Source organism: Streptomyces bikiniensis, assembly GCF_000716625.1.
GTDB classification, from domain to species: domain Bacteria; phylum Actinomycetota; class Actinomycetes; order Streptomycetales; family Streptomycetaceae; genus Streptomyces; species Streptomyces bikiniensis.
Window position 1 is genome coordinate 57,903 of the sequence record NZ_JNXJ01000031.1, and the last position, 21,565, is coordinate 79,467.

Genomic DNA, 21,565 nt, shown 5'->3' on the forward strand with positions numbered 1-21,565 from the left:
TGTGGATCACAGCACGCCAGCGGGCACCGCGGCATCGCTTCACTTGAGGAACGCGCTCCGGCGGAACCGGACCGCGCTCAGGACGCGAGGACCTCGTCGAGGAGAGCCTCGGCCTTGTCCTCGTTCGTGTTCTCCGCGAGGGCCAGCTCGCTGACCAGGATCTGCCGGGCCTTGGCGAGCATGCGCTTCTCACCTGCGGAGAGACCCCGCTCGCGCTCGCGCCGCCACAGGTCGCGCACCACTTCGGCGACCTTGATGACGTCGCCGGAGGCGAGCTTCTCCAGGTTTGCCTTGTAGCGACGGGACCAGTTCGTCGGCTCCTCGGCGTACGGCGCGCGCAGCACCTCGAAGACCCGGTCCAGCCCGTCCTGACCGACCACGTCGCGGACCCCGACGAACTCCGCGTTGTCCGCCGGCACGCGGACCGTCAGGTCACCCTGCGCGACCTTGAGCACCAAGTAGGTCTTGTCCACGCCTTTGATCTGGCGAGTTTCGATGGCCTCGATCAGCGCGGCCCCGTGATGGGGATAGACCACGGTGTCGCCAACCTTGAACGTCATGTGACAGGTACCCCTTCCGTGGCTATCCAGAGTAACACGGATACGGCTTCTTCTGAATGGCGTTTTCGCAGGTCAGGGCATATCTCGGGGCTTGACAACCACGATGCGGACGTGCTGCGGAGAGCTTCCGGAAGGGGGTATTCGCAGGTCGGAGCGGCTGTGCGGACGGAGAGAAACGCGCACGTTACACCTAACCGGGCCTCCACGAAGAGGGAGTGATGTCCCGTTTTGTCTGGTTCGGAGTGGCCTTCTTCACGTGCTCCGTTCGAGGATCGGTCACCCGTACGGATGCATCGTGGGGCGATTCCCGGAATTGATCAGCCGAGATCGGCCGACATCGGTCCGGGATTTCCCGGAGGGGCGCTCCGGGGAATGTGCGGCGAGCCCCGAATTGATCAAGGCGGTTATGTGAACAACAGGTCAATGGGTCGTGATCCGGCCACGCGGAGCGAGCACGGCGCCGAGCGGGTCGGAGGCGGGGGGTCGACGGCTGCGGACGGGTGCGGCCCGGTTAGGGGCGGGTCGGGTGCGGGACGGAGAGTGCGGCTCGGTAACCTAAGCGCGCTGACACGCCTTGAGTTGGCTTCGACACCCCAGCCCGTCCGTACGTCCTAGGAGATGCCGCCGCCGTGAGCCGCAGCCTTCGACGCGGCGCCCTCGCCGCCACCGCCATCGTGTTCTCCGTCGCCGCCCTGTCCGCCTGCGGTGCGGGCAACGACGCGCAGACCCTCCAGATCCGGCCGGACAACGCCGCCGTCACCGTGGACGACGTCAAGATCCAGAACGCCCTGGTCATCACGCAGCCCGAGCGCGGCGTCAAGGGTCCGGCGGCCGTCTCGGCCACGGTCTTCAACAACGCCTCCCAGCCGCAGACGCTCGAAGCGATCACCCTGCCGGGCACCTCCGCCACCGTGAAGCTGACCCCGGCCGGCGGCTCCGGCGCGGTCACCGTCCCGGCCAACGGCTCCGTGATCATCGGCGGCAAGGGCAACGTCACCGCCGTGATCGAGAACGGCACCGAGGCCGCCGCCCTCGGCGACGCGCAGAAGGTCGTCTTCAAGCTGAGCCGGACCGGCGAGGTGCCCCTGGAGGCCTTCGTCGTCCCCGCGGAGGGCTACTTCGAGGAGTTCGGCCCGGAGGTCGTCCCCGCTCCCCCGTCCGCCACGCCGTCCGCCTCGGCGTCGCCGTCGGGCGAGGCCGGGCACGGCTCGGAGCACGGCGAGGACGGTGCCGGGCACGGTTCGGAGGGCTCGGCGACGCCGTCGGGCGAGGCGAGCCACGAGGCCGGCCACTGAGGGCCGTGCCCGCCCGTACGTAAAAGCCGTACCCGTCCGTACGCAAAAAGGGGCGCCCCCCGGTGGGGGCGCCCCTTTTTGCGTACGGACATGGATACCGGCGGTGTCTACGGCTCGAACTTGTAGCCCAGGCCCCGGACCGTCACCAGGTAGCGCGGGGCGCCCGGGTCCGGTTCGATCTTCGCGCGCAGGCGCTTGACGTGGACGTCGAGGGTCTTGGTGTCGCCGACGTAGTCCGCGCCCCAGACCCGGTCGATGAGCTGCATGCGGGTCAGCACGCGGCCCGCGTTGCGCAGCAGCATCTCCAGGAGGTCGAACTCCTTCAGGGGCAGGTCGACCTTGCCGCCGGAGACCGTGACCACGTGCCGGTCGACGTCCATGCGGACCGGGCCGGCCTCCAGGGCCGCCGGGGTGACCTCCTCCGGCTCTCCGCGGCGGCGGAGCACCGCGCGGATGCGGGCGACCAGCTCCCGCGAGGAGAAGGGCTTGGTCACGTAGTCGTCGGCCCCTATCTCCAGGCCGACGACCTTGTCGATCTCGCTGTCCTTGGCGGTCACCATGATCACCGGGACGTTCGAGCGGCCGCGCAGCTGGCGGCACACCTCGGTACCGGGAAGGCCCGGAAGCATCAGGTCGAGGAGGACGAGGTCGGCTCCGTTGCGCTCGAACTCGTCGAGGCCGTCGGGCCCGGTCGCCGCGACGGCGACCTCGAAGCCCTCCTTGCGGAGCATGTACGACAGGGCGTCGCTGAAGGATTCCTCATCCTCGACGACGAGCACTCGGGTCACGGAAGGACCTCCGGGGCGGGAAGCGGTTCGGTCATGAGATCGGGGGTGGGCGAGGCGGGCCGGCGGTCCCGTGCGGAGCCCGCCTCGGGCAGCCGCAGGGTGAAGGTGGAGCCCTGACCCTCGGTGCTCCAGACGGTGACCTCCCCGCCGTGCGAGGCGGCCACGTGCTTCACGATGGCGAGGCCCAGGCCCGTGCCGCCGGTGGCGCGGGAGCGGGCGGGGTCGACGCGGTAGAAGCGCTCGAAGACGCGCTCCTTGTCCTTGTCGGGGATGCCGATGCCCTGGTCGGTGACGGCTATCTCGATGAGGTCGCCGCCGGGTGCGGCGACCTTGCGGGCCGCGATGCCGACGCGGGTGTGGGCCGGTGAGTAGTTGACGGCGTTCTCGACGAGGTTGCCGAGGGCGGCGGCGAGCTGGCCGCGGCTGCCCCAGACGTGCAGTCCGGCCGAGCCCCCGGAGGCCATGGTGATCTGCTTGGTGGTGGCGGTGTGCCGGGAGCGGTCGATCGCCTCGGCGACCAGCTCGTCCACGGACACCGGCTCGGAGTCCTCCAGCGGGTCGTCGTTCTGCACGCGGGAGAGGTCGATCAGCTCCTGTACGAGGTTGGTGAGGCGGGTCGCCTCGATCTGCATCCGGCCGGCGAAGCGGGTGACCGCCTCGGGGTCGTCCGAGGCGTCCATGACGGCCTCGGAGAGCAGGGAGAGCGCGCCCGTGGGCGTCTTGAGCTCATGGCTGACGTTGGCCACGAAGTCCCGCCGCACCGCCTCGATGCGCCGGGCCTCGGTCAGGTCCTCGACCAGGAGCAGTACGAGCCGGGAGCCCAGCGGGGCGACGCGGGCGGAGACGGCGAGGGCCTCGCCGCGTCCGGTGCCGCGCCGGGGCAGGTCCAGTTCGACCTGCCGTATCTCTCCGTCGCGACGCGTGTCGCGGGCCATGTTGAGCATGGGCTCGACGGCCAGCTTGCCGCCGCGGACCAGACCGAGCGCGTACGCCGCCGAGCTGGCCTTCACCACGGAGTCGCTCTCGTCGAGGACGACCGCGGAGGAGCGCAGTACGGACAGCACGGTGTCGACGCCGGGCGGGAGCACGGCATCGGTGTGCAGCGAGGTACGGGTGGGTCGCGTCTGGTCGCGTTCGCTCCAGCGGAACGCCAGCATGGCGATCACGCCGGTGCACACGCCGGCGATCGCTGCCAATGCGGCGACCGCCGCGTTCACGTCCATGTCTCAAGGTTATGCGGGCTTCCGGACACTCTCCCAGCCGTCCGAGTGGCTGCTCGAACAGTCGTCGCCCAGAGTTCACCGTGGAGACCCGGCCGGTTCACTTGCCCCGGCGGGCGCGGTGGCGTGCGTCGCCCAGAGTTCACCTGGGGGACGGTGACGGTTCACACGAGGGGGTGGAGCCGGACGCACAGGGGGCCGAACGTGGGAGCGTGGGGTTCGGGCCCCACCCGTACCCCGGGGCCTCCGGAGCCCCCAGAGCCTCCGGAGCCCTGCGGCTTTGCAGCTTTGCGTAGAGAGGGACATCCATGCGGGACGCGTACCACGAGGAACTGGACTCGATCGGAGAGAGCCTGGTCGAGATGGCCCGGCTCGTCGGGTCGGCGATCGGGCGCGCCACGACGGCGATGCTCGACGCGGACCTGAAGCTCGCGGAGAGCGTGATCGCGGCGGACCAGAAGGTCGACGACCTCCAGCACGACCTGGAGGCGCGGGCGATAGCGCTGCTCGCGCGCCAGCAGCCGGTGGCGACGGACCTGCGGATCGTGGTGACCTCGCTGCGGATGAGCGCCGACCTGGAGCGCTCGGGCGACCTGGCGCAGCACGTGGCGAAGCTGGCGCGGCTGCGGTTCCCGGAGTCGGCGGTGCCGAGGGACCTGCACGCGACCATCCTGGAGATGGGGCAGCTGGCGCAGCGCCTGATGGCGAAGGCGGCGGAGGTCATCATCACGAAGGACGTCGACCTGGCGCTCCAGCTGGAGCAGGACGACGACGAGATGGACCTGCTGCACCGGACGCTGTTCCGGCACCTGATGGACGACCGGTGGAAGCACGGCATCGAGACGGCGGTGGACGTGACGCTGCTCGGGCGGTACTACGAGCGGTTCGCGGACCACGCGGTGTCGGTGGCGAAGCGGGTGGTCTACCTGGTGACGGGCGAGCACGCGGACGAGCTCCAGGCGGCGGACGCGCCGGTGGAGGGGGCGTAGACGCTCCGGTGGAGGGGGCGTGGGGGCCTTCCGGGGGGAGTGCGTCCGGGCTTCGATGCGCCGTTGATGCGCCGTTCCGGGTGGGCATGCAATGGGGGAAGGCGATCCGCGCCTCGAAAGGGAGGGACCCCCATGGCCGATTCCCCGATGACGACCGGCTCCGGGACGGAGCCGCCGCGCGAGGCGGACCTGCTGCCCGTCCTCGGCGCCTGCGGCTGCGGCTCGGGCTGCGGCTGCGGCTGCCAGTCGGGCGGGCCGTGCCAGTGCGGGGGCTGCTCGGGCTGAGGCGCGTACGGGCCGACGTGCGGGGGAAGGGGTGCGCCGAGCCGCACCCCTTCTCCACCGGGCCCGCTGGAGGTCGAGCACGCCGACGACCTGCCGCCCGCTCGTCCCCCCGGTGGTACGGAACCCGAGCCGGCGGCAGAACGCGCCGGGCCCGTCGCGGCCGGGCTCCCGGGTGACGTACATCTGCGACGCGACGCGCCGCGGGGGGCGGCGGGGTGACCTGCTCCGGGCGGAGTGACGCGCCGGGGGCGTTGCTCATGATCCGAACGCCGGCGGGGGCGCTCGCCCCCCTCGGGCGACGTGCATGCGTACGCCAGAATGCCCCCATGCCGATACGCCGCACTCCGCTCGCCGCCACCGCGGGCGCGGCCGCGGCACTGCTCCTCTCCGGCTGCACCGTGCCGATCGCGGGCGTCGCGGGGGTGACGGTGGGGGAGGACGGCTCGCCGGTCGGGGTGATCGCGATGTGCAAGGAGCACGTCGACGGCGCGACGCTCCACACCGACGCCGAAGACCCCGAGGCCCAGAAGGACATGGGCGCCTGGAACCACGACGCTCCGATCACCGGCCTCACCACCTGGCCCCTGTCCTCCCCCGGCGACGGCTGGACCGTGGCGAAGCCCCTCGGGCGACTGGTACCCGGACAGGCGTACAGGCTGTACGGCTGGACCGAGGACGGCTCCTGGTCGACGGCCGCCGTCTCCTTCACGACGAAGGACCTGGAGAAACTGACCCCGGGTCAGGTGCGGTACGGGTCGGACGCCGAGAGCAGGACGGTCCTGCTGGACGACTTCCGCACGAAGGCGTGCGAGGAGGCCTGACGGCACCGGCTTCGGACCCGAACTCCCGGTGACGCGGCCACGGACACTCCCACGGCGCATGCGGGCGCGGGCCGGGCAGTTGTGGTTCGACGCCCCGCTCGCCGCGGCGACGGCCGCGCCTGGCCTGCACAGTCGTTCGGTCAGCGATGGCCGTTCCGGCCGGTACGGGGTTCCGGAGAGGGGCTACGAGGTCGTTCCTCGTGGCGCCCTTCCCCGTCGGACGCGCCTGAGGCACGTCGAGCGGTCACCAGGTACCCCACGAAGCGCACCCCCGGCCGCGCCTCGGCCCACCCGTCCGCCGCGCCGGTCGGCACCAGAACGGTCGTGTCCGTCACGGGACGGTGGATGCCGGACGTGCTGCCCGCGGGCACCTCGCAACGCAACGAATCGGCCCCCCACCGGCGGAAAATCCGCAGGCAGGGGGCCCGTTCGTGCGTCAGGACAGGGCTACTTCTTCTTGCCCTGGTTCTTCACGGCCTCGATCGCGGCCGCGGCCGCCTCCGGGTCGAGGTACGTGCCGCCCGGGTTGAGGGGCTTGAAGTTCTCGTCCAGTTCGTAGACGAGGGGGATGCCGGTCGGGATGTTGAGGCCCGCGATGTCGGCGTCCGAGATGCCGTCCAGGTGCTTGACCAGGGCGCGGAGGCTGTTGCCGTGGGCGGCGACCAGGACCGTGCGGCCGGTGAGGAGGTCCGGGACGATGCTGTCGTACCAGTACGGGAGCATCCGCTCCACGACGTCCTTCAGGCACTCCGTGCGCGGGCGGAGCTCCGGCGGGATCGTCTGGTAGCGGGCGTCGTGGGCCTGCGAGTACTCGCTGTCGTCCGACAGCGCCGGCGGCGGGGTGTCGTACGAGCGGCGCCACAGCATGAACTGCTCCTCGCCGAACTCGGCGAGCGTCTGCGCCTTGTCCTTGCCCTGGAGCGCGCCGTAGTGGCGCTCGTTCAGGCGCCAGGAGCGGTTCACCGGGATCCAGTGGCGGTCCGCCGACTCCAGGGCGAGCTGCGCCGTGCGGATGGCGCGCTTCTGGAGGGAGGTGTGCAGCACGTCGGGCAGCAGGCCGGCGTCCTTGAGCAGCTCGCCGCCGCGCGTCGCCTCCTTCTCGCCCTTCGCGGTGAGGTTCACGTCCACCCATCCGGTGAACAGATTCTTCTCGTTCCACTCGCTCTCGCCGTGGCGGAGGAGGATCAGCTTGTACGGTGCGTCGGCCATGCGTACGAGCCTAATCGACCTCCGACGATTGACGCGCGTCGTCAATTGAGTGGTGTCCGGCATGAGAGATGCGTAAGTTACGCAGAGCCATATAGGGGCTTACGCATGCCAGGGGGCGCCACACATGTCCATCAGTACGCTCAGACGATCGGCCCGTGAGACGGTCTCCGGTCTTCCTCCCGGCTTCTGGTGGCTCTGGCTCTCCACCCTCGTCAACCGGACCGGCGCCTTCGTCCTCACCTTCCTCTCCCTCTACCTCACCCTGGAACTCGGGCACTCCGCCTGGTTCGCCGGGCTCGTCGTCGCCCTCCACGGCCTCGGCGGCGTCGCCGGCTCCCCGCTCGGCGGCGTGCTCACCGACCGCTGGGGCCGCCGCCCCACCATGATCACCATGCACCTCGCGGGCGCCGCCTGCGCCGCCGCCCTCGCCTTCGTCACCAGTGCCTGGGGCATCGCCGCCGTCGTCCTGCTGATGGGCGTCGCCATGCAGGCCGTCCGGCCCCCCATCAACGCCACCATCGCCGACATGGTCCCCGCCCACGACGTGCGCAGGGCCTACGCCCTCAACTACTGGGCCCTCAACCTCGGCTTCGCCATCGCCTCCCTCGGCGGCGGCGCCGCGGCCTTCCTCGGCTACCGCACCCTCTTCGTCGTCGACGCCGTCGCCACCGTCCTGTGCGCCGTCATCGTCTTCCTCCGGCTCCCCGAGACCCGGCCCGACCGGCCGGCCCCGGCGGAGGAGAAGTCCGTCGCCGAGCCCGAGGTCAGCACCCTCACCGTGCTGCGCGACGCGCCCTTCCGCACCCTCGTCCTGCTGAACCTGCTCGTCTGCCTCGTCTTCACCGCGCCGTGGATCGGGCTTCCCCTGACCATGGCCGACCAGGGGCTCTCCGCCTCCTCCTACGGCGCCGTCATCGCCGTCAACGGCGTCGTCATCGTCGGCTTCCAGCTCCTCGTCAACAAGCTCACCGACAAGCGCTCCCCCGTCCTCCTCCTCGCCCTCTCCTCCCTCCTCTTCGGCCTCGGCACCGGCGCCACCGCCCTCGCCGGCTCCTCCGTCGCCTTCGCCGCGACCGTGGTCGTCTGGACCGTCGGCGAGATGATCCACGTCCCGACCAACGCCGCCGCCACCGCCCGCCTCGCCCCCGAGCACGCCCGCGGCCGCTACCAGGGCGTCATGGGCATGTCCTGGGCCGTCGCCGGGTTCGTCGCCCCGATCCTCGCCGGCGCGGTCGTCGACGGGCCCGGACCCGACGTCCTCTGGGCGGCCACCGCCGCGATCGGCGTCCTCGCCGCCGCCGGGTACGCCACCCGGCTGCGCAAGGCCCTCACCGAGGAGAGCGAGGAGGCCGGAGCCGCCGTTCCCGTGCCCGGTCCCGTGGCCTCCCCCGCACCCGCTCCCGTCGTCGTGAAGGGCGGGGACGCCGAGGACTCCCCCGTCAGAACCTGACCCGCCGGAACCTGAACCGTCGGCACCTGCCGGCCGCTGCCCGACGGCGGCGCCCCGGTCGTGCTCGGCGGCCGCGCCCTGGACCGTCGACCGGCTCGCGGCCGGGGCGGGCGTCTCCCGCGCCGCCCTGGTCCGCCGCTTCACCGCCCGCGTCGGCCGGGCCCCGATGACGTACCTCACCCGGTGGCGGCTGACCCGCGCCGCCGCCCTGCTCCGGGACGGCACGGAGCCGCCGGGCTCCGTCGCCCGCCGCGTCGGCCACAGCAAGCCGTACGCGCTCCCGCACGCGTTCCGGCGCGAGTTCGGGGTCACGCCGGGGCGGTACCGAGAGGAACGGGAGGCGCCCGGGGTCGCGGTCAGTCCGCCGGCTTCGCCGGCGCGCTCTCCGGCGTCTTCGCCAGCAGGTTCCTGAACGCGTCCAGGTTCCGCGTCGACTCCCCCCGCGACACCCGCCACTCGTACTCGCGCCGGATCGACGTCGCGAAGCCCAGCTCCAGGAGCGTGTTGAAGTCGCCGTCCGCCGCCTCCAGGACCGAGCCGAGCAGCCGGTCCAGTTCCTCGGGCGTGACGGCGGCGAGCGGGAGCTTGCCGGTCAGGTACACGTCGCCGAGGCCGTCGACCGCGTACCCCACTCCGTACAGCTTGAGGTTGCGCTCCAGGAGCCAGCGGTGGACGCCCGCCTCGTTCTCGTCCGGGTGGCGGACGACGAAGGCGTTGAGGGAGAGGGAGTGGCGGCCCGCGCGGAGGGAGAGCGTCGTGAAGAGCTTGCGCGTGCCCGGGAGCTTGACGACGTAGGAGCCCGGTTCGGGGGACTCCCACTCCAGCTCCGCGTCGTCGAGCGTGGACTCGATGGTCTGCCGAACACCCTCGGCGGTCTTGTCCTCAGCCATGGTGGGAGCGTACGCGACGCCGGTTCTCGCGCAGCCGGTGGTCGTGCACGGCGGCCGTGTAGACGTCCGCCGTGGCCGAGGCCGCCGTGTCCCAGCCGAAGGAGCTCGCGTGGGCCGCCGCCGCCTCGCCCATCCGGGCCGACAGGGACGGGTCGTCGACGAAGCGGCCGAGCGCCCGCGCGTAGTCCGCCGGGTCGTGGCCCTGCACGAGGAAGCCGGTCACGTCGTCCCGCACGGCCACGGGCAGGCCGCCCACCGCCGCCGCGACGACCGGGGTGCCGGCCGCCTGCGCCTCTATGGCGACCAGGCCGAAGGACTCGCTGTACGAGGGCATGACGAGGACGCTGGCCGCGCGGAACCAGTCCGCGAGCCGCTCCTGGCCCACCGGCGGGTGGAAGCGCACGATGTCCGCGATGCCGAGCCGGGCGGCGAGCTTCTGGAGCCCCTCCGGCTTGGCCAGGCCGCTGCCGCTCGGGCCGCCGACCACCGGGACGACCATGCGGGAGCGCAGGGAGGGGTCCCGGTCCAGGAGCCGGGCGGCCGCCCTGAGCAGGATGTCCGGGGCCTTCAGCGGCTGTATCCGGCCGGCGAAGACCGGGACGAAGGCGTCCTGGGGCAGGCCGAGCCGGGCGCGGGCGGCGGCGCGGCCGTCGGCGGGGCGGAAGCGGTCGAGGTTGACGCCCGGGTGGACGACCGCGACCTTGCCGGGGTCCGCGTCGTAGAAGCGGGCCAGCTCGTCGGCCTCCTCGGCCGTGTTGGCGATCAGCCGGTCGGCGGCGGAGACGATCTGGGTCTCGCCGATCACACGGGCCGCGGGCTCGGGCGTGTCGCCCTCGGCGAGCGAGGCGTTCTTGACCTTCGCCATGGTGTGCATGGCGTGGACGAGCGGGACGCCCCAGCGCTCGGCGGCGAGCCAGCCGACGTGGCCGGAGAGCCAGTAGTGGGAGTGCACGAGGTCGTAGTGGCCGGGGCGGTGGCCCGCCCACGCCCGCATCACGCCGTGCGTGAAGGCGCAGAGCTGGGCCGGCAGCTCCTCCTTGGCCAGACCCTCGTACGGGCCGGCGTCCACGTGCCGTACGAGCACGCCCGGCGTCAGCTCGACCACCGGGGGCAGGCCGCCGGTGGTGGCCCGGGTGAAGATCTCCACCTCGATGTCGATGGCGGCGAGCCGCTTGGCCAGCTCGACGATGTAGACGTTCATGCCGCCCGCGTCACCGGTGCCCGGCTGGTGCAGCGGCGAGGTGTGGACGCTGAGCATGGCCACGCGCCGGGGGGTGCGGGGCCGGCCGGGAAGCCGGAGCCGGGCCGGCGCCGGGTACCGGTGCCGGGCACCGGCGAACCGGGACACGTACTGGCTCACGTCGGCGGTCCTTCCGCTCGGGGGCCGGGGCCGGGGGCCGGATCCCGGTCGGGGTCGCGGACCGGGGCCCTCGGTCTTCGTCTTCGGCTTTCGGGCTGGGCTTGGTCGGGCTGAGCCCGGTCGGGCCGGGCTGGACCGAGTCGGGCTCGGTCCGGCTGGGCCGGATCGGGCTGGGCTCGGTCCGGCTGGGCCGGATCGGGCTGGGCTCGGTCCGGCCGGGCCGGATCGGGCATGGCAGGAGGAGGGCGCGGTGCGTCCTCCGGCGGCGACAACACCGGAATGACCCCTTTCATTTCCGTCGGCGGGGGCGTTTTGCCAATTCGTTGCCGGAGGGAGCCCTCCTCCCGCACCCCTTACGCTCTTGGCATGGCCCCGCGCACCACCCGCCCCGTCGGCACCCCGACCCGCGGGACCACCAACCCCAACCGGCTGCGCCGCATGGACCGCTGGATCGCCGCCGTCCACGGGGCCGCCCTGCGCGGCTCCCCCGAGCCGCCCCTCGCCGTCGACCTCGGGTACGGGGCCGCGCCCTGGACCGCCGTCGAACTGCTGGCCCGGCTGCGCACCGCCGACCCCCGCACCCGGCTGTACGGCATCGAGATCGAGCCCGCCCGGGTCGAGGCGGCCCGGCCGTACGAGCACGAGGGGCTCTCCTTCCTGCACGGCGGCTTCGAGGTGCCGGTCCCCGGCCGGGTCGCCCTGATCCGGGCGGCGAACGTGCTGCGCCAGTACGACGAGGAGCAGGTCGCGGCCGTCTGGGAGCGCCTGTGCGGACGGCTCGCCCCGGGCGGGCTGCTCGTGGAGGGCACCTGCGACGAGATCGGGCGCCGGCACGTGTGGGTGGCGCTCGGTCCCGAGGGGCCCCGCACGGTGACCTTCGCGACCCGGCTCGGTTCGCTGGACCGCCCGTCCGACCTGGCGGAACGGCTGCCGAAGGCGCTGATCCACCGGAACGTGCCGGGCGAGCCGGTGCACGCCTTCCTGCGGGACTTCGACCGGGCGTGGGCCGCGGCCGCCCCGTACGCCTCGCTCGGCGCGCGCCAGCGCTGGATCCGCTCCGTGCGCGACCTGGCGGCGGACTGGCCGCTGACGGACGGTCCGCGGCGGTGGCGCCAGGGCGAGGTGACGGTGCGGTGGGGGGCGTTGGCGCCCCGGGGGTGAACGAGCGGGCGGGTTCCCGGCCACGCGGCCGACCCCGTCCCCCACCCCGACTCCCGCCGAATTCTCTCCGCTTCGGGAACGCCCCTCCCGTCCCACGCGTCACCCCTGGGGGGAACACGTCCGACAGGCCTCTCTTTCCCTTGTTACTTTCCGGTTTCGCGTGGCACTATCGCCAAGGTCACCGCCGGGTTACCGACGGTAAATAAGTTGTGGGTCACCAGAGGGGGAGCTCGTGAACCGACGCCGCCGTGCCGCCGCGATCACCGTGATCTGCGCCCTGGCCGTGCTGGCCTCTCCCGCCCTGACCCTCCAGGCCTCCGCCGCGCCGCTGCCGCCTCCCCCGCCGAAGAAGACCCTGGAGGAGGTGCGCAAGGAGATCGACGGCCTGTACCGGCAGGCCGCCGTCGCCACCGACGCGTACAACCTCGCCGAGGAGAAGGCCAAGGAGCAGTCCGCCGAGATCGTCCGGGTCAACCGGATGCTCGCGGAGGGGCGCGAGAAGATCGAGAGCCTCAAGATCCAGGCCGGCGCCGCCGCCCGCGCCCAGTACCGCAACGGCGGGCTGCCCGACGGCGCGCAGCTCATCCTCACCAACGACCCACAGCTCTTCCTCGAAGCCGCGGGCCGCATCAAGGACGGCGCGAAGGCCACCAGGGACCTCCTCGCCGAGATGACCCGCACCCAGGCCTCGCTGGACGTGTACGCCAAGGAGGCGAGCGACCACTGGTCCAGGCTGGAGGCCAACCGCGTCCGCCAGGCCGCGGCCCGCAAGGAGATCAACGCCAAGATCGACGCGGCCAAGAAGCTGGAGTCCGAGCTCGCCGCCGAGGAGCGGGAGCGGCTGCGCCGCCTGGAGGAACTGGCGCAGCGCGAGGCCCAGAAGACCTGGCTCCGCGCCGGCGCGCTCACCGGCCTGCGGGCGGAGGCGACGGCGGAGGGCCGGAAGGCGGTCGAGTTCGCGACCGCCCAGATCGGCAAGCCGTACGGCTGGGGCGACGAGGGCCCCGACGCGTTCGACTGCTCCGGGCTCACCCAGAGCGCCTGGGCCTCGGCGGGCCTCCGCATCCCGCGCACCTCGCAGGAGCAGTGGCGGCTGCTGCCGCGCGTGGACGTCAAGGACATGCGGCCGGGCGACCTGATCGTCTACTTCAAGGACGCGAGTCACATCGGGATGTACGTCGGGGACGGGATGATGGTGCACGCGCCGCGCCCGGGGCGGAACATCACCCTCGCGGGCGCGGGCTCGATGGAGATCCTGGGCGTCGTCCGCCCGGTGTGACGCGCGGGGCGGGACCTGCGGGCGGGACGGGGCGGGGCCCGTGCCGGAACCGGGGCCTGCGGCAGGGGACACCCGTGACGGGACCCGGGACCCGGGGCCTGCGACGGGGCGGCGCCCGTGACGGAACCGGCGTCACACGGCTCGCGCCGCCCCGCTCGTCCGTACCGCCGACCCCGGACGCACCCGCCGACCCCGGACGCACGCGCCCGCCGCACCCGGCACACCCGGACGTAACCGCCGCACCCGCCGCACCCGGCATGCTCGACGCGTCCGCCGTGCCCGACGCGTCCGGTACGGACGTCATGCCCGACGTGCCGGAGAAAGGCCCGGTCACCGGCCCAGTCACCGGCCCGGTCGTCGGCCCGGTCGTCGGCCCGGTCGTCGGGACGTCCGTCCACCCGCCCGCCCCCGCCCGCGTGACCTTTCTCATCAGCCCCCGGGCCCTCCCACCGGCCGTACGGGGGCGAGTACCTCCCCTTCCGCGGCATATGCCAACCGCGACGCGCGCACTCACAGCTGATCTCCATTCCGCTGCGCGCCGCCCTACCGCTATGGTCCGGGACGGGCGGAGTGCCACCCGGCGCCCCGCCCGCCCTCGGGGAGAGGGAAGGAAGACCGGACCGATGCCCGTATCCGTACCGCGTCAGAGAAACGTCTCTGCCGCCGCGGGCCCCGGCGACGCCGCCGACACGGACACCACCGACACGGACGCCACCGATACGGACGCCAGCGCCATGGACGCCACCGCTATGACAGGCACAGTCACAGGCACCGACCGCACCGATCTCACCCTCCTGGTCGTCGAGGACGACCCGGCGGGTGCCCTCGCCGTACCCGAACTCCTCGACGCGGCGGACGCCGCCGGCACCCGGGTCCGCATCCGCACCGCCCGCAACCTCACCGAGGCCGAGCGGCTCCTCACCGACGACGTCCACTGCGTCCTGGTCGACCTCTCGCTGCCCAGCCCCCGGGCCGCCGCCGGCGACGATCCGCTCGCCCCGCTCCGGCACATCCTGCGCCTCGCCCCGCGCCACGCCGTCCTCGCGCTCGCGGCCTCGGCCGACGCGGAGCTGGCGGCCGAGGCGGTACGGGTCGGGGCCCAGGACCACCTCTTCCGCGAGGAGCTCGACGGGCGGCTCCTGAGCCGGGCCATCCGGTACGCGGTCGAGCGCAAGCGGGCCGACGCCGTCCAGGTGAAGCTGACCGAGTCCCGGCTGCGGGCCCAGGAGAACGCCCGCCTGGAGCGCGGGCTGCTCCCGACGCCGCTCCTGGAGGGCTCCGACCTGCGGTTCGCGGCCCACTACCGGCCCGGCCGGTCGCGCGCGCTGCTCGGCGGCGACTTCTACGACGTCGTCCGCACCCCGGACGGCACCGTCCACGCCATGATCGGCGACGTCTGCGGACACGGCCCGGACGAGGCGGCGCTCGGGGTCGAGCTGCGGATCGCCTGGCGGGCCCTGACCTTCGCGGGCCTGTGCGGGGACGAGCTGCTCTCCACGATGCAGCAGGTCCTGGAGCACGAGCGGGAGAGCGAGGAGATCTTCGCGACCCTCTGCACGGTGGACATCGCGCCCGACGGGCGCCGGGCGGGCCTGTGCCTGGCCGGGCACCCCGCACCCCTGATCGCCCGGCGGGGACGGGCGGCCCGGCTCCTCCCGTACGAGGACGGCGGTCCGGCCCTCGGCCTGCTGCCGCGCGCTCGCTGGCCGCGCCGCCAGGTGGAGCTGGGCGGGGCGTGGAGCCTGCTCATGTACACGGACGGGCTGATCGAGGGCCGCTCGGCCGGGCCCGGCTCGCCGCGCCTCGGCCAGGACGGGATGGTCGCGATGATGAACCGGCAGCTGGCCGAGGGGCTGCGGGGCGAGGAGCTCCTGGAGGCGGCCGTGACGGAGGTCCGGTCCCTGAACGGCGGCGAGCTGACGGACGACGTGGCCGTCCTGGCCCTGGAAAGGGAGAGGACCCGGGGGTAGCCCCGGGTCCTGTCGCCCACTCGTTCGTCTTCCGGTGCCGCTACCGGCCGCCGTTGTAGGGGCCGTACGGTCCGTCGCTGCTGGAACCGCCGCCGCGGGAGCCGCGGCCGCCGCCCGAGACCTGCGCGAGCGCGGGGCGCACGTCCACCATGAAGACGATGGCGGCGATCACGCCGGCGATCTGCAGGAACAGCATCGGCAGGAGCAGGTTCAGGACGAGGTTGACGCCCAGGATGATCAGCCAGAACTTCTTCGTCTGCTTGTCCGCGGCACGGTAGGCGTCCTCGCGCGCCATGGCGGCGAAGACGAGCGCGGCGACGGCGAAGCCGGTGAAGACGAGGAACATGGCCAGGGAGAGGAGGGAGTCGAATCCCGCGCGCAACATGCTGAGCACCGCCTAGTGGGGATGGGGGGGAGAGCGCCTCACGGTCAAGGTACCCGGTACGGCGCTCCGTGTACCCGTACGGGGGCCGCCCCTACTCCTTCTCGGCGGCGACCGACACCTTCTTGGCGGGCGCCTTGCGAGCGGCGACCTTCTTGGTGGGCGCCTTCTTGTCCTCGGCCTCGGCCTCGGCCTCGGCCTGGATCGTCCCGACCGTCTTGGCCCCGGCGGCCGCCCCGTCGGTCTTCGGCTCCGACCCGGGCTCGACGGCGATGGCGATCTCGGTGATCTCCTCGGCGGCCTCGCCGCGCCAGGTGCGGACGGCCTCCTCGCCGTGGGCGGCGACCTCCTCGTACTTCTCGCGCGCCCTGACCGCGTACTCGGCGGCGACCCCGACCCCGCGCAGGGCGAGGTCCTGGGCGGTCTCGCCGATCTTCTTGAGGTCGGTGTCGAGGACCTCGACGACCTCGGCGAACTTCGTCCGGGCGGTGGCCTGGGCCTCCTTGGCCCGGTCGGACACCTTCTCCTGCACGACCTTCGGGTCGGTCTTCCGGACGGCCTCGATGCGCGCGGGCGCCTCGGCGGCGATCTGCTCGATCAGGCCGGGCACCTTCCGGGCCTGCCGCACGGCGAGGTCGGCGGTGCCGGCGGCGAAGTAGAGGGGGGTACGCAGTTCGTCGATGATGGCCATGCTGGTGGTCCTCCCGGGTGTGGCGTACGGACTAGCTCGAAGGCGGTTCTTCGGCATCGGGCGCGGGCGCGGACGCCTGCGCGGGGCCGGGCCCGGGCTCGGAGACGGCCCCGGACGCGGCCTCGGCGGCGTTCTCCTTGCGGAACGAGTCGTAGATCTGGAGCAGCACCTGCTTCTGCCGCTCGTTGATCGAGGGATCGGCCAGGATGACGGCGCGCGTCTCCAGCTCCTCCCGCTCCTTCTCGTCGAGGATCCCGGCCCGCACGTAGAGCGTCTCGGCGGAGATCCGCAGCGCCTTCGCGACCTGCTGCAGCACCTCGGCGCTGGGCTTGCGCAGCCCCCGCTCGATCTGGCTCAGGTACGGGTTCGACACCCCGGCGGCCTCGGCGAGCTGCCGCAGGGACAGCTGCGCGGTCCTCCGCTGCTCGCGGAGGTAGTCGCCGAGATTGCCGACGTTGAGCGATGCCATGCTCCGACCATGCCAGCCCCTGCTAACTTTTGCAAGCGCCTGCTTGCAAAAGTCTCGTACGCGTCGGACGCGGGAGCCCGTCGTCGGTGGTCAGCCGCGCACGTGCTGACCTGTCTCGCCGAAGGTGGGCCGGTCTCGGTCTGTCCGAGCCATCTACCCGTGCGTCTCAGTCAACGTTGGCCATCTGCTGTTCTGTCTCGCTCTTCCTGAGCCGCTGCCGCTCCTGGCTGTCCACGGTCGTCGTACACGGACAGCGCCGGGTGGGGATGTCTCGTGGGGGCTGAGGACTTTCGGCTGGAGCACGTCGACGCTCGCGGTGACCTGCATGAGGGGCCGCTTGAGGTGATGTGGCCGGCGCGTTTCGAGGCGGCCGGGCAGGTGCGGACGTTCCCGTCGTACCGCGGTCGGCGCAATTTTCCCGGCTGGTACTGGGCTGCGACGTGTGCCGAGTTGGCGGGTGACGAGTCGTGGGTGGAGCTCGGTCGGCTGATGCGGCTGGACTGTGATCCGGGGGTGGTGGCGATGGCGTCGCAGCCGTTCCGGCTCCCGTGGCGGCGGTCCGGCGACCGGGCCCGGCGGATCAGCCGTACCCCGGACTGCTTCGTGCGCCTTCGGGACGGCACCGGTGTGGTGCTGGACGTGCGTCCCGACGACCGGATCGAGCCCGAGGACGCGGTGAAGTTCGAGGTCACGGCAACCGCCTGCGCGCGGGTGGGCAACTCCGCATGATCGCGCACACCATTCAGGACACCGCTGACAGAACGCCCTCGCCGGTCTGAACGACAGCAGTGAAGCTGCGGTCTCAGCGGAAGGCTGCACCATTTTCCGACGCCCAGTGCCGGAACGGTCTTGCTGCGGACCCGGTGACCCGCAGAACGGTGTCGCGCACCTTCAGCAATTCGTCATTGACGTCCCCGCCCATCAAGTCGAGGACGGCATCCGCGGTCTCGTCTCCCATGAAGGAAGCCATCTGCCGGTGGGCTTCCTCCCGGCTGATCTCCATGAGGGCCACCTCTCGCCCCAACGCCGCAGCGATGGCCGCGACCTGCCGTCGGACCGTGATGCGCTCCGGCCCGGTCAGTGCATAGGTCCGCCCCTGGTGGCCAGGCTCGGTCAGCGCTGCACGGGCCACCGCCGCGATGTCCGCAGGGTGGATGGTCGGGAGACCGACGTCCGCATACGGCGCTCGGACCACGCCCTGATCGCGAATCGACTGCGCCCACCACAGGGTGTTCGAGGCGAACTGCGTCGGCCGCAGTATGGTCCAGGCCATGCCGCTGTCCTTGAGCAACCGCTCGACAGCCAGGTTCTCGCCGGCCGCCGGCAGATGCGGATGAGTCTGCACCGTGATCGACGACACGAGCACCACATGTTCCACGCCTGCCTGCCGGGCAGCCGCCAGGACCTCCGCTTCCGCACCCATACCCGACAACAGGAACAGGGAGCGTGCTCCCTCCAGCGCGGGCTTCAGAGAATCCGCCTGCGCAAGGTCGCCCTCAACGGCTTCGATCCCTTCAGTGAAAGAGACCCGTCCCGCATTACGAGTCAGACCTCGCACAGGTGCGGCACCGGCCACCTGCAACTCCCTCAGCAAAGCACTTCCGATGTTCCCGGTCGCGCCGGTCACGAGGATCATCGTCATCTCTTCCTGTCGTCAGCCGGTGATCACGTTCACAGCACGCTAAAACCTCAACCTCACTTGAGGTCAAGGAAGTAGCCCCACTGCGTCGGGTTGACCGAGACGAACTCGGCACCGGCGTCTCAGTCGACCCGAGCCACCGCAGGCCACCGCCTCACGGTGGCTCAGATCGACTGAGACAGGACAACGCTGGCTGTCACTTGAGTAGGGCAACTGTCACCAAGGCTCGCGTCGGCGATACCCCTCCGATCGCGCCCCACCGCCACCACCCTTGGGGATCGGCTCGCGGGCGTTGATGTCGCCCATCGCCATCATGCTCTTGGGGCGATTCATACTGACGATCCGCAGCGGGAACGAGACCCACGCCTCGCGCCGGAGGGAGATCGGCAGGGCTTGATCGACGCTGCTGGCCTGGTGGATGAGCGGCAGCATGAGCTCCCTCGCCTGTTCCTCGTCCGGGGCGTCAAGCAGCCGCTCGGCGATTTCGAGCACCGCGCCCATGAGAAACGGGTCCAGCGGTGGGTCGGTGAAGGGACGCGAGCTGTGCTTCTTCCCGGGCCTGCCACGAAGGGCCACTGCTCTGGCAAGGCGTTCCTCGGCTTCCCGGTCAAGGGCCTCCGCGAGCGCCGGGGTCGCGGCGAAGGAGCGAGCCGCAGGCCAGGAGAGAAACACGAGGCCCAGCAGCGCTCTCAGATCGGCGAAGTAGTCGGCCGCGGGGACCAGCCAGCCGACGCTCGGGGTCACGGCCGGGCCGACGGGGCCGAGAAGCCTCAGGGGCTGGCGCTGAAGGCCGAGGAGATGCTCCAGCGTGCGGGTCGGACGCAGTCTCGGGAACAGCCCCGACTGGCTCCGCGAGTTGTGCGCCACAGGCTGTCTGGAGACGCCCGACGGTGCGCGGCGAGCTCGTGGTCCGGCATCGCGTCGGATGGAGATCCTCGTCCCAGGGGCGGGCGGTGATGCTGTTCATCTCGACCGCGTGGACGGGCTGACGGCAGGCCGGGCAGTCGGTCCGCGGGAGGCGACGGTGCCGAGGGCAGGCGAAGACCGGCGGGAGGCGCCAGGAAAGCCGCCAGGCCCCGCCGTGACGCCGATGGATCTCGCTCCCGTCCCCGGTGAGACATTGCGGGCAGCACCTCGGCGTTCGAGTCAGCAGCCACGCGTTGCTTTTGATCATCCCTGCGGCGTTGCCGCGCGGCGTGAACCTCCTGTTCACCGGCCCATAGCGCCCGGCGAGCGAGGAGGTCAGCAGGCTACCGATCTCATCCCGGGAGAGGCGAGTCGTCCGGGTGAAGGGCCGCAGCTGCTCGGGCTCCAGGTCGTGCAGCAACCGCATGGGGATGCGGAACAGCACGTCCTCTTACGGCCGCCGGCCAGACCGGTCCGGATCGCGATCGCCCCTGGAGATGTTCCCAGGTGGTGCGCGAGGCGAAGGATGTAACCGGTCAGCGCCTCGTCGGGCAGCAGGTCGAGACTGCGGGGCAGCGGACGCATGACCTCATGATGTGACATGAGTCGGGACGCGGCATGGCGTAAGTTCGCCGCACTCACCGCTGCGAGGCCCAGTTGCACGACGAACGCGGGACTGATCCTCGCGATCAGCTTGACCGCCCATCCACCAGCGTCTCCACCAGGAGGAACTGAAGACCGTGATGACGCTCAGCAGCAGCCCGCTCGCGCACAGAACCATCCTCACCGTTCCACACGCCGCGAGCCTCTTCCAGGACATTCGGCGGGTCAGCGCTCAATGGCTGACCAGCAAGTTCGGCAGCGCCCCGCTCACCTCCGGACATCACCACCTCGATGAGGTCTCGGTGTTGACCAACCACGCGGCCTACCTGGCCGACGGCTCCGAACACGCGATACGTGTCCAGCTCCGGGAGGACAGGCCCGACGCCACGTGGCGGACCACGATCACCGCCGTCGCGTTCGAGGACTCTTCCGCATTGCTCACGGTCAGCCTGGAAGTCTTCCCGAACGGCGACGCACAGCTGTCCCCCGGCAGACCACGTCTGGTTCGCGATCTCGTCCAGGAGCTGGGGCCCGTGGACGGCCCCGCACGGTTGACTTTGCTGCCCCAGAGCGTGGGCGCGGAGGGCATCGATGCCCTGATCGACGTGCTCTGCGACCCCACACGACGCATGCCGGTGATCGTGGCGGCCCAGCCCCTCCGCCCCAACACGCTGTGGTCGAAGCGGCTGGACCAAGCGATGCAGCAGTGCGCCGGCGCCGCCTCGCTGTACCTGCTGGCGGATATCGAAGCCGTCGATGCGTTCCGTGCCGCGATTGGGGAGTACCACCGCGTCGCCCCGGGGGCGATACGCACCTTTCTGACCGAGGTGGATCCGGCATGGCCGAAGGATGCCTCGCGTCACCGGTTCCTGACCGTTGCCCGGATGAGCGATCCTCAGGACCGGGCGTACTTCGGCCTCGCCCGCACTGTCCAACGGCTCTCCACCGAGGCACCGTTGCCCGAGGCTCTGCGCACGATCACGTTCCACGACGACGTGGGGCAGCGTCATCGCGCAGAACGAGAAGCAGCGCTGGCATCCGTGAACCCCTCCGAGGAACTGGCGGGGATACGCAAGGACGTCGAGGAGCTCAAGGCACTGCTGGCCCAGGCTGACGAAGAGCTGAAGGAAGCGGCACGCACCGCTGCCCTGTCGGCCCGGACAGCAGCCTCTCTGGAGGAGCAGCTGCACGCGGCCGTGGAACGGGCGGACGGCGACATGGAGGAAGCCCTTCGGGCTCTGGACGACGTCGAGCGGGCACGGGCGGAGGCAGACATCCTGCGGCGTCGGCTTCGTGAGGAAGGCCGTTACGACGCCGCTGTCGTCGTCGAGCAGCCTCCCGGCGTTCCGGACTCGTTCGAGGAGCTGTGGGAGCGGCTGGACACGTTCGAAGGCGTTCGGGTCGAGGCCGTTAACTGAACGTTTCAGAATGAGTTCCGTGCAGGGACTTGGCGGTCGAGCTTGGTGGCGGCAGAGTGTTGCAGGTGTCGGATGATCTTATGCCTGATGAGCTGTGGGAACGCATCGCTCCGCTGCTGCCGCCCCGCCCGCCGCGGCGGCATCGGTATCCCGGACGCCTGCCGGCGGACGACCGTGCGG

The 21,565-nt window shown here is 71.7% G+C and carries 21 protein-coding genes and 3 pseudogenes; 12 read left to right on the forward strand and 12 right to left on the reverse strand.

Features of this window, described 5'->3' with window-relative positions:
- Positions 1–77: 77 nt before the first annotated feature.
- Positions 78–560, reverse strand: a complete 483-nt coding sequence (locus tag OO47_RS23340) for a CarD family transcriptional regulator (protein ID WP_003953493.1) — start codon at positions 558–560, stop codon at positions 78–80.
- A 629-nt stretch (positions 561–1,189) separates the two neighbouring features.
- On the opposite strand from OO47_RS23340, the gene OO47_RS23345 reads away from it, so the two are divergent.
- A complete protein-coding gene (locus tag OO47_RS23345) occupies positions 1,190–1,855 on the forward strand; it encodes a hypothetical protein (RefSeq protein ID WP_030221241.1) in 666 nt (221 codons plus the stop codon).
- Between the two features lie 107 nt (positions 1,856–1,962).
- Here OO47_RS23345 and OO47_RS23350 read toward each other — a convergent pair whose 3' ends face one another.
- Together OO47_RS23350 and OO47_RS23355 are read right to left on the reverse strand one after the other, a co-directional pair.
- Positions 1,963–2,643 carry a response regulator transcription factor gene (locus OO47_RS23350; RefSeq protein ID WP_017242433.1) on the reverse strand — a complete coding sequence of 227 codons (681 nt, stop codon included), beginning with the start codon at positions 2,641–2,643 and terminating at the stop codon, positions 1,963–1,965.
- A complete protein-coding gene (locus OO47_RS23355) occupies positions 2,640–3,866 on the reverse strand; it encodes a sensor histidine kinase (RefSeq protein ID WP_030221242.1) in 1,227 nt (408 codons plus the stop codon). Before OO47_RS23355 ends, OO47_RS23350 begins: the two co-directional genes overlap by 4 nt.
- A gap of 305 nt (positions 3,867–4,171) precedes the next feature.
- Here OO47_RS23355 and phoU point away from each other — a divergent pair, with 305 nt between their 5' ends.
- From phoU to OO47_RS23365, 3 genes are all read left to right on the forward strand, one after another.
- Entirely contained in the window at positions 4,172–4,852 is a 681-nt protein-coding gene (gene phoU / locus OO47_RS23360) for a phosphate signaling complex protein PhoU (RefSeq protein WP_030221245.1), read from the forward strand.
- 132 nt (positions 4,853–4,984) lie between these two features.
- Positions 4,985–5,137: a hypothetical protein gene (locus OO47_RS37365; protein ID WP_167345359.1), complete on the forward strand. Its 153-nt coding sequence runs from the start codon at positions 4,985–4,987 to the stop codon at positions 5,135–5,137.
- 326 nt (positions 5,138–5,463) lie between these two features.
- Complete coding sequence (locus OO47_RS23365; protein ID WP_030221246.1) at positions 5,464–5,958, forward strand: hypothetical protein; 495 nt, start codon at positions 5,464–5,466, stop codon at positions 5,956–5,958.
- 447 nt (positions 5,959–6,405) lie between these two features.
- Here the strand turns inward: OO47_RS23365 and OO47_RS23370 are convergent, their stop codons facing one another.
- On the reverse strand, positions 6,406–7,167 hold the full coding sequence (locus tag OO47_RS23370) for a phosphoglyceromutase (protein WP_030221247.1): 762 nt from the start codon (positions 7,165–7,167) through the stop codon (positions 6,406–6,408).
- Positions 7,168–7,291: 124 nt separating this feature from the next.
- Here OO47_RS23370 and OO47_RS23375 point away from each other — a divergent pair, with 124 nt between their 5' ends.
- On the forward strand, positions 7,292–8,617 hold the full coding sequence (locus OO47_RS23375) for an MDR family MFS transporter (RefSeq protein WP_051716327.1): 1,326 nt from the start codon (positions 7,292–7,294) through the stop codon (positions 8,615–8,617).
- Positions 8,618–8,660: 43 nt separating this feature from the next.
- Positions 8,661–9,029 (forward strand): annotated as a pseudogene (locus OO47_RS35360) (helix-turn-helix transcriptional regulator); the annotation flags it as partial.
- On the opposite strand, the gene OO47_RS23380 reads toward OO47_RS35360, so the two are convergent.
- Together OO47_RS23380 and mshA are read right to left on the reverse strand one after the other, a co-directional pair.
- Entirely contained in the window at positions 8,974–9,507 is a 534-nt protein-coding gene (locus OO47_RS23380) for a type III secretion system chaperone family protein (RefSeq protein ID WP_030221251.1), read from the reverse strand. The pseudogene OO47_RS35360 and the gene OO47_RS23380 overlap by 56 nt on opposite strands.
- Entirely contained in the window at positions 9,500–10,867 is a 1,368-nt protein-coding gene (mshA, locus tag OO47_RS23385) for a D-inositol-3-phosphate glycosyltransferase (protein ID WP_030221254.1), read from the reverse strand. The genes OO47_RS23380 and mshA overlap by 8 nt, the downstream gene beginning before the upstream one ends.
- A 366-nt stretch (positions 10,868–11,233) precedes the next feature.
- Between mshA and OO47_RS23390 the strand changes: the two genes are divergently transcribed.
- The 3 genes from OO47_RS23390 to OO47_RS23400 all read left to right on the forward strand — a co-directional run bounded on the left by OO47_RS23390 (position 11,234) and on the right by OO47_RS23400 (position 15,277).
- On the forward strand, positions 11,234–12,028 hold the full coding sequence (locus tag OO47_RS23390) for a class I SAM-dependent methyltransferase (protein WP_030221257.1): 795 nt from the start codon (positions 11,234–11,236) through the stop codon (positions 12,026–12,028).
- Between the two features lie 232 nt (positions 12,029–12,260).
- Positions 12,261–13,307: a C40 family peptidase gene (locus OO47_RS23395; RefSeq protein ID WP_030221260.1), complete on the forward strand. Its 1,047-nt coding sequence runs from the start codon at positions 12,261–12,263 to the stop codon at positions 13,305–13,307.
- Positions 13,308–14,041: 734 nt separating this feature from the next.
- Positions 14,042–15,277 carry a PP2C family protein-serine/threonine phosphatase gene (locus OO47_RS23400; RefSeq protein ID WP_106969451.1) on the forward strand — a complete coding sequence of 412 codons (1,236 nt, stop codon included), beginning with the start codon at positions 14,042–14,044 and terminating at the stop codon, positions 15,275–15,277.
- 40 nt (positions 15,278–15,317) lie between these two features.
- On the opposite strand, the gene OO47_RS23405 is transcribed toward OO47_RS23400, so the two are convergent.
- The 3 genes from OO47_RS23405 to OO47_RS23415 all read right to left on the reverse strand — a co-directional run bounded on the left by OO47_RS23405 (position 15,318) and on the right by OO47_RS23415 (position 16,819).
- Entirely contained in the window at positions 15,318–15,662 is a 345-nt protein-coding gene (locus tag OO47_RS23405) for a DUF2516 family protein (protein ID WP_030221264.1), read from the reverse strand.
- Positions 15,663–15,753: 91 nt separating this feature from the next.
- Positions 15,754–16,350 (reverse strand): hypothetical protein, encoded by a 597-nt coding sequence (locus OO47_RS23410; protein ID WP_030221266.1) that lies wholly within the window; start codon positions 16,348–16,350, stop codon positions 15,754–15,756.
- 31 nt (positions 16,351–16,381) lie between these two features.
- Positions 16,382–16,819: a helix-turn-helix domain-containing protein gene (locus OO47_RS23415; RefSeq protein ID WP_030221267.1), complete on the reverse strand. Its 438-nt coding sequence runs from the start codon at positions 16,817–16,819 to the stop codon at positions 16,382–16,384.
- A gap of 273 nt (positions 16,820–17,092) precedes the next feature.
- Here OO47_RS23415 and OO47_RS23420 point away from each other — a divergent pair, with 273 nt between their 5' ends.
- The gene (locus OO47_RS23420; RefSeq protein WP_030221271.1) at positions 17,093–17,548 is read left to right on the forward strand and encodes a TnsA-like heteromeric transposase endonuclease subunit; all 456 of its coding nucleotides are present in this window, start codon (positions 17,093–17,095) and stop codon (positions 17,546–17,548) included.
- A gap of 73 nt (positions 17,549–17,621) precedes the next feature.
- Here the strand turns inward: OO47_RS23420 and OO47_RS23425 are convergent, their stop codons facing one another.
- The 3 genes and pseudogenes from OO47_RS23425 to OO47_RS38810 form a co-directional block, all read right to left on the reverse strand.
- On the reverse strand, positions 17,622–18,455 hold the full coding sequence (locus tag OO47_RS23425) for an SDR family oxidoreductase (protein ID WP_030221274.1): 834 nt from the start codon (positions 18,453–18,455) through the stop codon (positions 17,622–17,624).
- Between the two features lie 219 nt (positions 18,456–18,674).
- Complete coding sequence (locus tag OO47_RS38030; RefSeq protein ID WP_030221276.1) at positions 18,675–19,325, reverse strand: hypothetical protein; 651 nt, start codon at positions 19,323–19,325, stop codon at positions 18,675–18,677.
- Positions 19,326–19,488: 163 nt separating this feature from the next.
- Positions 19,489–19,791, reverse strand: a pseudogene (locus tag OO47_RS38810) (TniQ family protein); the annotation flags it as partial.
- Positions 19,792–20,107: 316 nt separating this feature from the next.
- Here OO47_RS38810 and OO47_RS23435 point away from each other — a divergent pair.
- The gene (locus tag OO47_RS23435; protein ID WP_030221279.1) at positions 20,108–21,385 is read left to right on the forward strand and encodes a coiled-coil domain-containing protein; all 1,278 of its coding nucleotides are present in this window, start codon (positions 20,108–20,110) and stop codon (positions 21,383–21,385) included.
- Positions 21,386–21,465: 80 nt separating this feature from the next.
- Positions 21,466–21,565: pseudogene (locus OO47_RS37370) on the forward strand (IS5/IS1182 family transposase); the annotation flags it as partial.

What these genes read in the sequence shown, in the direction of transcription:
- OO47_RS37365 (WP_167345359.1), top strand. Translation starts at nt 4,985, where the DNA reads ATGGCCGATTCCCCGATGACGACCGGCTCCGGGACGGAGCCGCCGCGC.
- OO47_RS23365 (WP_030221246.1), top strand. Translation starts at nt 5,464, where the DNA reads ATGCCGATACGCCGCACTCCGCTCGCCGCCACCGCGGGCGCGGCCGCG.
- phoU (WP_030221245.1), top strand. Translation starts at nt 4,172, where the DNA reads ATGCGGGACGCGTACCACGAGGAACTGGACTCGATCGGAGAGAGCCTG.
- OO47_RS23375 (WP_051716327.1), top strand. Translation starts at nt 7,292, where the DNA reads ATGTCCATCAGTACGCTCAGACGATCGGCCCGTGAGACGGTCTCCGGT.
- OO47_RS23390 (WP_030221257.1), top strand. Translation starts at nt 11,234, where the DNA reads ATGGCCCCGCGCACCACCCGCCCCGTCGGCACCCCGACCCGCGGGACC.
- OO47_RS23370 (WP_030221247.1), bottom strand. Translation starts at nt 7,167, where the DNA reads ATGGCCGACGCACCGTACAAGCTGATCCTCCTCCGCCACGGCGAGAGC.
- OO47_RS23400 (WP_106969451.1), top strand. Translation starts at nt 14,042, where the DNA reads ATGGACGCCACCGCTATGACAGGCACAGTCACAGGCACCGACCGCACC.
- OO47_RS23340 (WP_003953493.1), bottom strand. Translation starts at nt 560, where the DNA reads ATGACGTTCAAGGTTGGCGACACCGTGGTCTATCCCCATCACGGGGCC.
- OO47_RS23435 (WP_030221279.1), top strand. Translation starts at nt 20,108, where the DNA reads ATGACGCTCAGCAGCAGCCCGCTCGCGCACAGAACCATCCTCACCGTT.
- OO47_RS23380 (WP_030221251.1), bottom strand. Translation starts at nt 9,507, where the DNA reads ATGGCTGAGGACAAGACCGCCGAGGGTGTTCGGCAGACCATCGAGTCC.
- OO47_RS23405 (WP_030221264.1), bottom strand. Translation starts at nt 15,662, where the DNA reads ATGTTGCGCGCGGGATTCGACTCCCTCCTCTCCCTGGCCATGTTCCTC.
- OO47_RS23355 (WP_030221242.1), bottom strand. Translation starts at nt 3,866, where the DNA reads ATGGACGTGAACGCGGCGGTCGCCGCATTGGCAGCGATCGCCGGCGTG.
- OO47_RS23410 (WP_030221266.1), bottom strand. Translation starts at nt 16,350, where the DNA reads ATGGCCATCATCGACGAACTGCGTACCCCCCTCTACTTCGCCGCCGGC.
- OO47_RS23425 (WP_030221274.1), bottom strand. Translation starts at nt 18,455, where the DNA reads ATGATCCTCGTGACCGGCGCGACCGGGAACATCGGAAGTGCTTTGCTG.
- OO47_RS23415 (WP_030221267.1), bottom strand. Translation starts at nt 16,819, where the DNA reads ATGGCATCGCTCAACGTCGGCAATCTCGGCGACTACCTCCGCGAGCAG.